The organism is Nocardia australiensis, from assembly GCF_020733705.1.
Classification (GTDB): domain Bacteria; phylum Actinomycetota; class Actinomycetes; order Mycobacteriales; family Mycobacteriaceae; genus Nocardia; species Nocardia australiensis.
This window is the reverse complement of the sequence record NZ_JAJFZM010000016.1, coordinates 87,446-100,712: the sequence shown is the minus strand read 5'-3', so window position 1 is coordinate 100,712 and position 13,267 is coordinate 87,446. Positions and strand designations below refer to the sequence as shown.

Here is a 13,267-nt window from a genome sequence, read left to right as displayed (position 1 = left end):
ACCCTCGATCTTCGGCGTTGCGTTACCGAATTACCTCGGGTGTGTCGCACGCTCCCGAACTTTTCAGCACAGTCCATTCAGCGACAGGAACACGAGGAAACAGGCGTGGCCAACATCAAGTCCCAGATGAAGCGGATCCGCACCAACGAGGCGGCGCGTCAGCGCAACCAGTCGGTCAAGTCCGCGCTGCGCACCGCGATCCGCAGCTTCCGCGAGGCGGCGGCCGCGGGCGATAAGGACAAGGCTGCCGAGCAGCTGCAGTTCGCCAGCCGCAAGCTGGACAAGGCCGCCTCGAAGGGCGTCATCCACGCCAACCAGGCCGCCAACAAGAAGTCGGCCCTCGCGCTGGCCCTCAACAAGATCTGATTCAGCCGGTATCGCGAGATACCGCTTCTGCTTCTGACGCAGCCGCCGTGGCCTCGACGACCACGGCGGCTTTTGTCGTCTCCGAAATCTGAAGCCGCCGGTGATCTGCGGCGATAGTCCAGGGAGACGAATGGTGCGTGAACGGTCTCGGGCAAACGCTCGGCTTCCCGACCGTCGGCGGTAGGGTCTGCGGAGCGAGGGCACTCGTCAGCACTGTTCCACTAATGATTGGAGTTTCCGTTGGACGACGACCGCAACACCATCACGTTGTATGCCAACCAGACAGTGGTTCGGTCCGAGGACCTGGCCGATGTCATCCGGGCCGCTGATGTTCTGCAGATTGGTATCAAGATCGAGAACATCATGATTCCGGCAGGCGAGGGCGCGGTCTCGTTGGAGTGGATCGTCACCCGCGACGACGAGGTCCCGTTCTATGAGGAGTGGGACGGCCGTTACGAAGAGGCCGACGAGGAAGAAGAAGAGGCGATCCTCAGCTCCGTCGAATAACAGCTCGACCACATCGCGGCATTCCCTGTATCAGGACTCGGCCGCCAGCCGATCCAATGCCGCCTGGGAAGCGGCGTCCGTCGCGCGGTAGCGAATGGTCCGCCGGTCGGGGCCTTGGATAGGCATCAGTGCCAGGTGTTGAAAGAGGTTGCGGCACAAGCGGATAGGACGACATCGCAGGTTGCGCTGGCGTGGGCACTCCGCAACCCCGGCACAACCGCACCGATCATCGGGGCACGCACCGCCGCCCAGCTGGCGGACAACCTCGGCGTGCTGGATGTCGAGTTATGCCGAGCGCCTGCCCCGCCTGGAACAGGTCAGCGCCATCGACCTCGGCTTCCCGTACGTCTTCCTGAACCGGCCGATGACTCGATGGGTCACCATCGGCGACCTGAAGGTGCGGGGCGCTGAGTCGGCATCGCCGCGAGTCGGATGGTGGTTGACCGGGGGAGCCACTATTTCACTCGCGCCGATCCGCGGTACCGAGTGCTCAGCAGTCTGCCGGGGGTGCGGTGCGCGCCCGAACCGGCACCGCACCTGAAAACAGCGGCAAGCCAACGTATTTGGTAGATCACCCACAGCGTACCGGCGCGAATGTGCTGAGCACCGAGATCGCCACTGGGTCAGCGACTGTGCGAATTCGGGGCATTGGACATTGGGCATTGGGACGAGAGCCGCGTCAGTTCACGCACGGAATCGCGTCGCCGGTGATGTCGTCTTCGAAAGGCTTGCCGACATCCGGTGTGGGAGTTAATGATCCGCTGACCGATGCACCGGCACGCTCGGAGGTTCGGGCGGTTGGTGTTGGGGTTGCGGTCGTCGTTATCGCCGCAGTCGGGGGTGCGGCCGAGGTTCGAGCAGTGGTAGTCGCGGGGGCGGCCGGATCGGTTGCGCTGAAGGCGGCGCGGATTTCGCGGCGGATGGCGGCCGGGTCAACGATATTGACGTCCTGGCCGTTGATCACGTCGTAGCGCAGCACCGGCAGGGTGCGGAATTCAACGGTCGGACTGTCGACCTGGCCGGCAGTGCGCAGGAAGTCCGTCACATTCCAGTCGTTCGACAGCACGATATTGCGGTGCGCGACATCCATCAGCGCCGCTAACTTCCCGACGTCGGCGAAGGTTCCGGAACGGCGCAGATCTCTGGCGACGGAGGTGAGGAACGCCTGTTGGCGATGGGTCCGGTCCAGGTCACCGTTCTCCAGGCCATGTCGCTGACGGACAAAGGCAAGCGCTTGGGCCGGGTCGAGCCGCTGACGGCCCGCCGGGAAATCGGCACCGGAGAATTCGAGGTCCTGCACCGGCTTCTTCAGGCAGACCTCGACACCGTTCAGCGCTTCGGCCAGATCGTAGAAACCGGCCAGTGTCACCTCGGCGAACCGGTCGATCGGCACACCGGTCAGGTTGCGGACGGTCTGCACGATGGATGCCCGGCCCGCCTCCCGGCCCGCATGCTCGAGGGTCTTCGGATCGGTGACACCCTTTTTGATCATCTGGTCCTGCACGGCGGCTTTCTTCAGTCCGTAGGCTTCCTTGATCTTTGCCTTGCTGTAGCCGGGGATGCCGGTGACCGATACGTAGTCGTCGCGCGGGATGGAGACGGCCGTGATCTTCTTCAGATCGGCCGGGATGTGCACGAGGATCAGCGTGTTGGCGTTGTAGCCGCCTTCCTCGCCGTCGCCCGCGTGCAGTTGCGACAGAATCTCCTCCGGGAGATTGTTGCCGTCCGGGTCCTTGCGGGTATCCAGGCCGATCAGCAGGATGTTCATGTCGCCGTCGAGTGAACGCGGCGCATCATCGTCGAGGGCCGACGACCTGGAAAAACCGTTCTCGAAACTGCCCGCCGTTCCCCAGCCGATAGCGGTGGCCGCCAGCGCGGCCGCCGACAGTACGCCGACGATCACCTTCCCGATCATTCGGCCCACCCGCCACCGCGACGAGCGGCGGTGTAGTTCGCGCACGCTATGGCGCCGAGCGCGGGCGGTGCGGGTGCGCTCGGCAGGATCGACGCGTTCTGACCCGAATTGCTCATGCATAGCTGATACCAGACTGCCATGGCTGACGCCTGTCCGGTATCCGCTAAAGTCGATTAACCATGCTGGTCAGCGGGATTTGCCAACCGTACGCGAGAGGCGCTGGTTCCCGGTTCGAGGCAAACGCCGCCCCCACGGGCGGTAGGTGAGACATTCTTTGCTGAACCACCCGCGTGGGCGATTCCCTCAGCTGGCGGTGTGCAGGTCGAGGATCTGGGTGAGGGCGTGTTCGAGCGCGTAGCTGGCGTCGGCGGCGCCACCCTTGACGTCGGCATTCAGGGCCGCCACGACCTGGAGTGCGGAGCCGATGGTGGCCGAACTCCAGCCACGAGCTTGGGCCTGGGCCTTCTTCACCTTCCACGGCGGCATGCCCAAGTGCTGGGCCAGCTTGAACGGGTCGCCGCGGCCCGCCGACCCCACCCTGGCGATGGTGTGCACGGAGTCGGCGAGTGCGTCGGCCAGCAGGACATGCGGGACGCCGCGATCATTGGCCCAGCGCAGTGCCTCCATCGCGCCGGGACGGTCACCCGCCACCGCCAGTTCGGCGACATCGAAACCCGTCACCTCGGCTCGGCCCGAGTAGTAACGCCGCACGGCCGCCACGTCGATCTTGCCGCCGGTGTCGGAAGCCAGCTGCGAACAGGCGGCAGCGAGTTCACGCAGGTCCGAGCCGACCGCTTCCAGCATCACCTGCACGACATCACCTGACACCCGTGCCCCCGCGGTCCGGAACTCGCCGCGCACGAACTCGACTCGTTCGGCCGCCTTGGTCAATTTGGCACAGTTGTGAACCTCGGCCCCGGCTTTCTGCAACGCAGGCGCCAACGCCTTGGCCCGGCCGCCACCCGAATGCAGTACCACCAGCACCGCGCCCACGGGCGGATCCGCCGCAGCCGCGGTGATAACCGCGACCGCGTCCTTGCCTGCCTCAGCAGCCGACTCCAGAATGATCAGCCGCTCCTCGGCGAATAGCGAGGGGCTCAACAGTTCGGCCAGCTCCGCGGTACTCGCATCGCCCGCCCGCAACCGATCGACCGGCACCGCATCAGCCGCGGCAGCCCGCACCCGCGCGGAAATACCCGCCACCGCACGCTCGATCAACAACTCTTCATCCCCGAGCACCAGCTGCACGGACGCAACCCCCTCACTCACGACCGCACCTCGCTCCCGTTCGGTCCGAAGTCGCCGCACCCATCGTTCGCCCGCCGCGCTCGCTCACGGCCCCGATCGTACGTTCCCCCACCGACACCTCCAGTCATCGCACCAATTCCCTACCTGTCTACAGTCCCCGCCGACACCTCCGGGGCATCGCACCAGGCCCCCGGCTCGCACGCCGTCCGCCACTCGCGCGCCGCGCCGTCCAGTTCGCTGGCGGCGCCGCGATAGCGTGACCCACTAGCGCTCGACCTCAGCGGCACGTCAGCCCTGTTTTCTTAGTCCGGCGCGGTAGCCCAAAACAACATTGCTCGTACCGGGTGGCCGGCCGCACCAACGCAAGTCAGCACGGCGCCGAACCCACGGCACAGGTGACGGTGCGATCCGAGCGGTAAGGGACGGATCCGCCACGCAGCACCTGCCACCTAAAACGGTTCCTTCGTATCAGGCAGTACAGCACCAACACGGCCAGCAGCGCGGAGCCGGACCACACGGAGTGACCAACGAGCGCAACCGAGCAGTAACGAACCAACTCTCCGCTCGACTTCGGTCACGACTTCCGAGACGTTGTGACGCGAAGTTCGCCACCGGACCCGATCACCACTACGTCGCCTCGTTGGTCGGTGCGGATCGCGTTGACGCCGAGGGCGGCCAGGTCGGTGAGGAGGCGGGGGTTGGGGTGGCCGAAGGTGTTGTCGGCGCCGACGCTGATCAGGGCTAGGCGCGGGTGGACGGCTGCCAGGAATTCCGGTGTGGTGGTTCGTGATCCGTGGTGGGGCACCTTCAGGATGTCGGCTTGGACGGGGGCCGCGGTGTTGAGTAGGCGGTGTTGCGCGGGAGCCTCGATGTCGCCGGTGAGCAGTATCCGGCCCGCCGATGTGCTGGCGGCGAGGACGATCGAGCGATCATTGGCGTCGTCGGCCGCGGCCCTTCCGGTGCGGCCGGGTATCCCGGGCGCCGGTGCGAGCACCTCCAATTCGACGGTACCGAAATGGAATTCGCGACCGGCGGTCAGCTCGACGACAGGGATGTTCGCACGTGCGGCCAAGTCGGCGACTTGCGCCGGTCCGTCGTTCGAGCCCTTTAAGGAACCAGGCGCATCGGTCGGCGATCCGCGCGCGGCGCTCAGTCGTAGGGAGTCGTGACCGGTCGGGCTCGACTGCGCGGCCTCCTTCGGACCGGTTCGAGGTGACGCCGGTGCGCACGCGGCGACGGCCGGTGCAGGCATCTCGGCCGTTTTCGCGCACGAATCGGCCGCAGTGCCCCGCGAGTTGGAGGCTGCGGTGCCGTTACCGTCGAGTGCTTCGGCTTCCATTCGCCGCAGCCCCGGCACTGCCGGGAGCTCACCAGGCCCGACAGCTAGTGCCGCGACCGGTCGGCCCTCGATGGCGCCGGTCAGCCCGCCGATGTGGTCGGCGTGCGGGTGGGTCAGAACCAGCAGCGGAATCCGCTTGATGCGCAGGCGATCCAGGCACGTGCGGATGGCGCGGGGCTCGGGTCCTACGTCTATCACCATTGCGGCGCCGTCACCCAGCGAAACAGCAAGTCCGTCACCCTGACCAACATCACACATCGCGAGCACCCAACCCGGCGGCGGCCACCAGGGATGCCAGATTCGGATCGGTACGAAAACCGCCGCAAGGCCGAGAATTGTCGCGGCGACGAACCTGCGCACGATCGCGCAGCGCAGCGACCACACGCTTACCGCCACAATGATCGCGGCGATCAGGCCGCCGACCGGCCCGCCGGGAACACTGACCGAAGCACCGGGCAAAGCGGCCGCACGTTCGGCCACGGACAACAGCCACCACATCGGTGGCCCGGCGCAGCGCAATACGAGTTCGGCGGGCGGTGACCAGACCACCGACAGCACGGCACCGGCCGCACCGATGACCGTCAACGGCGCGACGACCGGCGCGACAAGCACATTCGCGGCAACGGCGACCAGGCTGAGCTGTCCGGTGAGCGCGACCATGAGCGGGGTCGTAATAACGAATGCGGCCGCTGACACCGCGACAACCTCCGCCGGGAGTCGCCACCAACCACGAGCTCGCAGCCAGTCGGCCCAACTGGGCGCCAACAGAATCAGTGCCGCTGTCGCGATGACCGACAGTGCGAAACCGGCCCGCACCGACAGCTCCGGCCATATCGCCAGCAGCCCGATCACCGCGGCGCACAATGCGGGCAGTGCCTGCTTTCTCCGACCGGTTACCAGGGCCAGCAACGCAATAGCCCCCATGGCCGCCGCCCGTAGCACGCTTGGGTCCGGCCTCGCGACGACAACGAACATGAGCAGCGCGACCGCGGCTACCGTCGCGGCCAGGCGCGGGCCGAGAGTAAGCACACGGACGACCAACAGCACCACCGCGAGCAGGATCGTGAAATTCGCGCCGCTGACTACACAAAGATGTTGCAGACCAGCGATTTTGAACTCGTCTCTGATGTGGTCGGGTAGCGCGGAGGTATCCCCGATGACCAGTGCGGGCAGCAGGCCCGCCGCATCGGGCGAAAGGGCGTGCGATGCCGCCGCGGCGAAATCGGTGCGCACCGATCCGGCGGCGCGCTGCCACCACGGCGGCGAACCGGCAACGACCGGCTTTCCGAGCGCCCGCAAGGTCGCGACCGTAAGATCGCGCTGCCACGGCTGATCCACTCGCGCACGAAACTCCAGCGGCTGTCCCGGCAGCAGGCTCTCCCACTCCGGCCCCGACGCCAGAATTACCACCGAACCACCGGCCCGGACCGTCACCTCACCACGATGGTATTCACGCAGGCTCGCGCGCACCGTCCACCGACGCTCACCCGTGAACGATAGGGAGCGTATCGGTTTCGGGTCATCGGTCGGCGTCACCACCACCCGCACTGTCGCGCCGACGGCCATACGCAACGGATGCGTGGCCGCCCGATGCTCCCGCCATACACCCGCGACCGCGAAACCCACCCCCAGCAGCACGGCCGCCAGGGTCACAACCGCCACCACCCGCCACCGCTCGCTCCGATGCGCCATCGCCCACAGCAACGACACCCATAACCCGATGGCCAGCACCACCAGCCCACAGGCCAGCACCAGACCGACTACCCATCCGCCGGCGAGCGCCACAATTGTTGTGCCCCAACACAACAATGTCGCTGGCACCAACCGCGCATCGAGCACCGTCGGCTCCTGTCCCGGTTCGGCCTCGACCTGCTCATCTGCACCCCGCGCCGGGTCCGCCCGCACGGCACCCATCTCCTCGTCACCGCGGCGCCTCATACCGTCACCAGTTCCCGACGACGCGTGAGTCGGGGAGCTCGGCCATCAACGTCGCCCATGCGCTGCCGCCGGATTGCGGGTGCGCGACAAAGATGGTCGAGTGAGGTGAACCCGAACGGGGTAAGCCGCTCGAATCGGCTGATTATGTTGTACCGAGCCATGATTGAGCCAGCGGTGACCAGGCCGACGCCTGGCAGCGTGGCGAAGTCGACGGCGTCGCCCAGCTCCTCGTCGAGGTGTGCCATGTTCACCCGCACCGCGCCCATTTCCTCGGTGCCGACGCTCATACCATCACCTGGTTCCGAAGACGCGCCAGTCGAGCCGGGCCTATGCCATCGACCTCGCTGAGTTGTTCTATTTCGGTGAATCGGCCATTCGTGGTGCGCCAGGTGATGATTGCGCGGGCGGTGACCGGGCCGACGCCGGGTAGGGCGTCGAGATCGGATTCGGTCGCGGTGTTGAGATTGGTACGCCCGGATGTCGCTGGGGTAGGCGCCGATCCGGAGCGGGGCGCCTGAGCGCCGGGGATGCGATCGGCCGCGGTGATCGTGACGCTGCCCGGCTGTGGTGGTCCGGAATTCGGGCCGATAGCGCCGACGACCACCTGGTCGCCGTCTTGCAGACGCTGAGCCAGGTTGAGCCCGTTGATATCCGCGCCCTCTTTCGCGCCGCCTGCCGCCGCGATGGCGTCGGCGATTCGAGACCCGCCGGGCAACCTCTGGAGTCCGCTGTGATGCACGAACCCGACGACGCTGACCACCACTTCGGCGGTCACGACATTGTCTGGACCAGTAGCGGCCTGGGGCTCGCCAGCGGGTGCGGAAGTGGGTATCCCGCCCGAGACCGATGGGCGAGCAACCGAAGTCGTCCGCGCCACGGGTATCGGCGCTACCGACTGGGCGACGGGCTTTTCCCGCAGCACCACCACCGTCGCGATAACCACCGCCGCCAACCCCACCAAGGCCAGCGTCAGCACACCTCGTCGGCCCGGGTCGAGCCGAGCACCCCGAAACCGGTCGGGCACAAGCCGATCCCGCCATGTCGCAGCCCGCCCCGGCATATCCAACCAGCCAGGTGTACGCACCTCGCCGACCTCGTCCTCCCAATCCCCCGCGTCGGCATTCCTCCCCACGGAGTCCGCCGCTTCCGGCCGCAAGTGCTCCTCATCCCAACGCCCCGAGCTGCCCGGCTGCCCGGCGGTACCCGGGCGTCCGGCGTAATCCGACTCGTCGAACTGCTTGTTCCCACGCGAACTCGCGTAGACCGATCCCTTCGCACTCCCCGTGCCCGCAGTCCTGCTGGCGCCGACCCTGGTCGTCAGCGCGCAGAGTCGCCGCCGGGTTCGCTCGCGCTCGTCGTGTCGTGACATGCCATTGAACGTAATGACATTCGGCACCTAGAGACCTGCAACGACCAGGCCTTTCGATATGTCTGTGGATAACCGTCGCCCTGTGGAAAACGTTGCGATCAATCAGGTTTCGGACGCGACCACGGGTCGACACCATCCGGGCGTGAGGTATAAGCGAGATCAGACGGTGCGCATCACCGAGACGACCTTGCCGAGGACAACGGCCTCATCTCCGTCGATAACGTCGTAGGCGGGGTTGCGCGGCTCGAGATACACGTGGCCGTTGCGACGGCGATACACCTTGACGGTGGCCTCGTCGTCGATCATCGCGGCGACGATTTCACCCGAATGCGCCTCGTGCTGTTGACGGATCACCACGATATCGCCGTCGCAGATCGCCGCGTCGATCATCGAATCACCACGCACGCGCAGTCCGAAAACCGTGCCGCGCCCGACCAGCTGGCGCGAGATCGTCAGCATGTCATCGGTGTGCTGCTCGGCGAGGATCGGGCTGCCCGCGGCGATGTCGCCGATAACGGGCACACTGACCGAGTCATTGTTCGTTTCGCGCGGCGCGGACGCCGCCAGGAACATGCGCACATCGATCGGCCGTGATATAGACCTGCTGCGGCGCAGGAAGCCCTTCTCCTCCAAGCTCTTCAGATGCTTGGATACCGACGACGAGGAGCGTAGCCCGACCGCATCGCCGATCTCCCTATTGCTCGGCGGATACCCGTGCTTGAGCACGCAGTCCCGAATTACCCCGAGAATCTTCCGCTGTCGCTCCGGCAACACTGAAGTATCAGGAACCTCGAACCCATCCAACTCGTCATACCCGGTCACCGCGAAATAATAAGCGCCACAACCCCCAGCCCATCCTCCGACACCACCCGGCGAGTGGCACACATCCTGGAGAGTCCCTCTCACGATTCGCCGCATTACGGATTCGGAATTACCTCGGGTTGCGCGAGCCGCTGGATTGTTTCGGCGATGTCGACACTGTGTCGACCGAAGACAGTGTCGAAGTAGGCACGCAAGTACGTGCGTTGGAGGTCGATCGACCGCTGGGCGTCGATGGTGCCGACCGCTTTGGTTTTCGTGTCCGCCGCGAGTAGTCCGGCCGCAGCGACTTGGGGCAGGATCGCCTGCTGATCGCAGAAGGACATGTGCTCGGTCCCTGCCACTCGTAGCGGCAGTTTCAGCCCGGTGTTGTTCGTCCAGTACGGCTCCCAGCCGGGTTGACCGAACCAGGGTGAGGACTCACTGGCGAGCATCAGCAGGGGCCGGTCGGTCCCCTCGACGGCGACCGAACCCAGGACCGGGCCGTCCAGATTCACTCCGGCGGCAATGCGGGGGTCGTCGTGCATGGCTTGGATTGTGGTCGAACCGCCCAGCGAGTGACCGAACATCCCGACCTGCGACAGGTCGATGCTCTGGGCCAGACGTGTGGGCAGAACACGACCGGCGGCAGAGGGCTGCTGCGCGGCGATGGCGGCGAGTTGATCCAGCACGAACCGGGCATCGGCCACGCGTGTCGGCAGAAGCAGATCCCGCAGGACCTCCTGGGGGGAATCCAGCGGTACCACTGTGTGCTCCACCCGGCCGTCGGGGAACTCGACAGCAAACGCTTCGTGTGTGTGATTGAGCGCGACCACGATATAGCCGTGGCTGGCCAGGTCCTCGGTCTGGGCAGTACTCCAGCCGGTGGTGTCCCCCATTCCGGGGGAGTTGATCAGGACCGGGAACCTGCCCTGGTCGGAGCGGGCCGGCCGGTCGCGGTAGCTGTGGCTCGGTGCGAGCTCCCAACTGCTCTCGGGAACACCGAGTTCGGTGAGATAGGTGTGCTGGGCCTGCCTGCCACCGAGCGGCATCCAGGGGTCGACCGACGACGCGGGCGACGACTCGGGCGACGACTCGGCCGGGTACCAGACCTGGACCATCAACTCACGCCGGCGACCGCTGTCCCATGGGTCGACACGATTCGGGTCGACCATGTGTAATTCTGTGACGCCGACCGGATGCGGTCCGGTCGGAGCGGGAACCGAGACGGTCGAAGTGTCGTGCGACGCCACATCGGGTGATGCCGACACCACACCGGACGTACTCGCGAGGACCGCCAAAGCGGTCGCGGCGGTAATCGCGAATCGTCGTAAACGGCTGCGCACTATAACAACTCCCGTTGGTCGGTACCCGCCGCCGCGGAACGACGGTGGTGCAGAGCTTCTGGGCGGCTTACGCGGGAAGCGTATACGGTTCGTCGGTGGCGCCCAGCCCCACGGCATCGGGGTCTCTTCGCGATCACGACGTGCCGTGAAGTCCGTGTTCGAGTAGGTCGAAGACGGCGTCGAGGGCCGCGCGGGGGTCCGCCTCGTCGCTGAGAAATTGGGGAATCTCCAGGACATAGCGTGCGACGGCGCGGGCGGTGAGGTCGTCGGCGTCCCGGCCGAGTTCGGTAGCGATGGCCTCTGCCAGGGGTGTTTCGCAGCGGATCCACAGTTTACGCGAGTGGTCGCGTAGGTCCGGGGTGTTCATGATCAGTTCGGTGCGCCTGCGAATCTCTGGTGTGGGGTCTGTCAGAAAGGGGCCGCGGTTGGACATGAACTCGCGCAGCGCGGACATCACCGACATTCCGGCGGGACGTTCACGCACAGCGGCCAGCAGGCTTTCGCGGCGTTCGACGCCGCCGTCGAAGATCAGAGCTTCCTTGCCGTCCGGGACGTGCTTGAACACCGTTGGCACTGAGATATCTACCGCGTCGGCGATCTCCTTGACGCTGACCTGCTCGTAACTCCGCTCCAAGAACAGTCGCAGCGCAGCGTCGGCCAATGCCTGGCGAGTCTGCGCGTTCTTGCGTTCCCGGCGTCCCAGTGGCTCAACAGTCATGCCACCATCATAACAATTAACTTAAGGCAGTAAAACCCTTAACTCGATTGCGTTTTTTACTGAGTTTGTGTTTTCCTGGGTGGAGTTCTAGGCGCGACTGAGTTATACGGAGGGACGCTCGAGATGAACGACAACGAAAACGAGACACCGGTACTGATCGTCGGCGGAAGCCTCGTCGGCCTGTCTGCCGCGGCTTTCCTCGCCTGGCACGGCGTACCGGTCGTGGTGATCGACAAGCACCTCGGTAGCTCGCCGCATCCCCGGGCCATCGGCTTCACCACCCGTACCGTGGAGCACTTCCGACAGGTCGGGGTCGAAGTTCCTGCCTCGCTTCAGGGTATGAAGCCCCCTCGGCGAGCTCGAGTGGAGAGCCTGACCGGCACCTGGTTCGAGGAGTACCCGTGGACGCCCGGAGGCAAGGGCAGCTACGGCGCCGAAGATTCCCCAGTGCACGCGATTGCCATCACTCAGGATCGGCTCGAACCCATCCTGCGCGAGCGGGCTCGCGAGCTGGGCGCGCAACTGCGCCTGGGTACCGAACTGCTCGACCTGACCCAGGACCGCGACGGCGTGACAGCCAGACTGCGCCGCCGCGAGGACGGCCGCGAATACCAGCTGCGCGCACAGTATGTGGTGGCCGCGGACGGCGCGATCAGCCCCGTGCGCGCGGCTCTAGGCATCGGCCGCCACGGAGTGGGCCCGCTGTCGGTGCAGCGCAGCATCCTGTTCCGGGCCTCCCTCGATGAGTACCTGCAGCACGGTGTGGTTCAGTTCGAGATCGAACAGCCCGGATTGCGGGCATTTCTGACGACCTACTCCGACGGCCGGTGGGTGCTCATGCTGAGCGACGACGTCGAGCGCGCCGCCGACGAACAGATCCAGGTCGTACAACGCGCACTCGGCTGCACCGATATCCCCATCGAACTGGTGACCACCGGCCGATGGGAGCTTGCCGCGTTGATCGCCGACCGCTTCTCGGTCCGACGGGTGTTCCTCGCAGGAGATGCGGCCCACCAATTGCCGCCCAACCGTGGCGGTTTCGGAGCCAACACTGGTATCGACGACGCCCACAATCTGGCCTGGAAACTGGCGGCAGTGCTGTCCGGCAAGTCGCAGCCCCGGCTGCTGGACACCTACGATGCCGAACGCCGACCGATCGCCGACCTGCGACACGACCAGCTCTTCGCCCGCGCCGACTACAAGGCCTACCTCGCAACCCCACAGTCGGATGTGCCAGTCCTCGACGACGCCTCCATAGAACTCGGGCAGCTCTACCGGTCGGCAGCTGTGCTGGGTGCGGGCGCGGACCTCCCGCCAGCGCAGCGCCCCGGCCAATGGGCCGGTCAGCCCGGCACCCGCGCCCCGCATTTGTGGATCACGGTCGACGACAGGGAATGCTCGACATTGGACCTGTTTCAACGTGACTGGGTGTTGCTGTCCGAAGACGACCGATGGGCTGCCGCAGCGACCCGCGTCGCGGATCAGTTGGGCATCCCTGTCGCCTTCATCGGCATCGGTACCGACACGAAACCGGCGGAAGCCAACGCCTTCCGGACCGCGTACGGGATAGAGCCCGACGGGGCCACTCTCGTTCGCCCCGACGGATACATCGCCTGGCGCTCAGTCACCGTCTCAGCCGATCCCACCCAAGCTCTGGCCACCGCGCTCAACGCCATTGCCGTTCCCACTCACACTGCCGAAGCAGCAGCAATCGAGGCCTGAT

The 13,267-nt window shown here is 65.9% G+C and carries 12 protein-coding genes and 1 pseudogene; 5 read left to right on the top strand and 8 right to left on the bottom strand.

Annotation, left to right across the window (positions count from 1 at the left end; all coding sequences use genetic code 11):
* Positions 1-105: 105 nt before the first annotated feature.
* The 4 genes and pseudogenes from rpsT to LKE06_RS27780 all read left to right on the top strand — a co-directional run bounded on the left by rpsT (position 106) and on the right by LKE06_RS27780 (position 1,414).
* On the top strand, positions 106-366 hold the full coding sequence (gene rpsT / locus LKE06_RS27795; protein ID WP_228002304.1) for a 30S ribosomal protein S20: 261 nt from the start codon (positions 106-108) through the stop codon (positions 364-366).
* 240 nt (positions 367-606) lie between these two features.
* A complete protein-coding gene (locus LKE06_RS27790) occupies positions 607-873 on the top strand; it encodes a hypothetical protein (protein WP_228002303.1) in 267 nt (88 codons plus the stop codon).
* A 135-nt stretch (positions 874-1,008) separates the two neighbouring features.
* A pseudogene (locus tag LKE06_RS27785) lies at positions 1,009-1,101 on the top strand (hypothetical protein); the annotation flags it as partial.
* A gap of 49 nt (positions 1,102-1,150) precedes the next feature.
* Positions 1,151-1,414, top strand: coding sequence for a hypothetical protein (locus LKE06_RS27780; RefSeq protein WP_228002607.1), 264 nt, complete (start codon positions 1,151-1,153; stop codon positions 1,412-1,414).
* A 138-nt stretch (positions 1,415-1,552) separates the two neighbouring features.
* Here the strand turns inward: LKE06_RS27780 and LKE06_RS27775 are convergent, their stop codons facing one another.
* The 8 genes from LKE06_RS27775 to LKE06_RS27740 all read right to left on the bottom strand — a co-directional run bounded on the left by LKE06_RS27775 (position 1,553) and on the right by LKE06_RS27740 (position 11,544).
* The gene (locus tag LKE06_RS27775) at positions 1,553-2,788 is read right to left on the bottom strand and encodes an LCP family protein (protein WP_228002302.1); all 1,236 of its coding nucleotides are present in this window, start codon (positions 2,786-2,788) and stop codon (positions 1,553-1,555) included.
* A gap of 303 nt (positions 2,789-3,091) precedes the next feature.
* Complete coding sequence (holA, locus tag LKE06_RS27770; protein WP_228002301.1) at positions 3,092-4,057, bottom strand: DNA polymerase III subunit delta; 966 nt, start codon at positions 4,055-4,057, stop codon at positions 3,092-3,094.
* Between the two features lie 553 nt (positions 4,058-4,610).
* Positions 4,611-7,313, bottom strand: coding sequence for a ComEC/Rec2 family competence protein (locus LKE06_RS27765; protein ID WP_228002300.1), 2,703 nt, complete (start codon positions 7,311-7,313; stop codon positions 4,611-4,613).
* Positions 7,310-7,600 (bottom strand): hypothetical protein, encoded by a 291-nt coding sequence (locus LKE06_RS27760; RefSeq protein WP_228002299.1) that lies wholly within the window; start codon positions 7,598-7,600, stop codon positions 7,310-7,312. Before LKE06_RS27760 ends, LKE06_RS27765 begins: the two co-directional genes overlap by 4 nt.
* The gene (locus LKE06_RS27755) at positions 7,597-8,682 is read right to left on the bottom strand and encodes a ComEA family DNA-binding protein (protein WP_228002298.1); all 1,086 of its coding nucleotides are present in this window, start codon (positions 8,680-8,682) and stop codon (positions 7,597-7,599) included. The genes LKE06_RS27760 and LKE06_RS27755 overlap by 4 nt, the downstream gene beginning before the upstream one ends.
* A gap of 159 nt (positions 8,683-8,841) precedes the next feature.
* On the bottom strand, positions 8,842-9,504 hold the full coding sequence (lexA, locus tag LKE06_RS27750) for a transcriptional repressor LexA (RefSeq protein ID WP_228002297.1): 663 nt from the start codon (positions 9,502-9,504) through the stop codon (positions 8,842-8,844).
* 95 nt (positions 9,505-9,599) lie between these two features.
* Positions 9,600-10,826: an alpha/beta hydrolase family protein gene (locus tag LKE06_RS27745; RefSeq protein ID WP_228002296.1), complete on the bottom strand. Its 1,227-nt coding sequence runs from the start codon at positions 10,824-10,826 to the stop codon at positions 9,600-9,602.
* Between the two features lie 133 nt (positions 10,827-10,959).
* Positions 10,960-11,544 (bottom strand): TetR/AcrR family transcriptional regulator, encoded by a 585-nt coding sequence (locus LKE06_RS27740; protein WP_228002295.1) that lies wholly within the window; start codon positions 11,542-11,544, stop codon positions 10,960-10,962.
* Between the two features lie 123 nt (positions 11,545-11,667).
* Between LKE06_RS27740 and LKE06_RS27735 the strand changes: the two genes are divergently transcribed.
* Positions 11,668-13,266 carry an FAD-dependent monooxygenase gene (locus LKE06_RS27735; RefSeq protein ID WP_228002294.1) on the top strand — a complete coding sequence of 533 codons (1,599 nt, stop codon included), beginning with the start codon at positions 11,668-11,670 and terminating at the stop codon, positions 13,264-13,266.
* Position 13,267 lies beyond the last annotated feature (1 nt).

What these genes read in the sequence shown, in the direction of transcription:
- LKE06_RS27780 (WP_228002607.1), top strand. Translation starts at nt 1,151, where the DNA reads ATGTCGAGTTATGCCGAGCGCCTGCCCCGCCTGGAACAGGTCAGCGCC.
- LKE06_RS27775 (WP_228002302.1), bottom strand. Translation starts at nt 2,788, where the DNA reads ATGATCGGGAAGGTGATCGTCGGCGTACTGTCGGCGGCCGCGCTGGCG.
- LKE06_RS27765 (WP_228002300.1), bottom strand. Translation starts at nt 7,313, where the DNA reads ATGAGGCGCCGCGGTGACGAGGAGATGGGTGCCGTGCGGGCGGACCCG.
- LKE06_RS27760 (WP_228002299.1), bottom strand. Translation starts at nt 7,600, where the DNA reads ATGAGCGTCGGCACCGAGGAAATGGGCGCGGTGCGGGTGAACATGGCA.
- LKE06_RS27755 (WP_228002298.1), bottom strand. Translation starts at nt 8,682, where the DNA reads ATGTCACGACACGACGAGCGCGAGCGAACCCGGCGGCGACTCTGCGCG.
- LKE06_RS27740 (WP_228002295.1), bottom strand. Translation starts at nt 11,544, where the DNA reads ATGACTGTTGAGCCACTGGGACGCCGGGAACGCAAGAACGCGCAGACT.
- LKE06_RS27735 (WP_228002294.1), top strand. Translation starts at nt 11,668, where the DNA reads ATGAACGACAACGAAAACGAGACACCGGTACTGATCGTCGGCGGAAGC.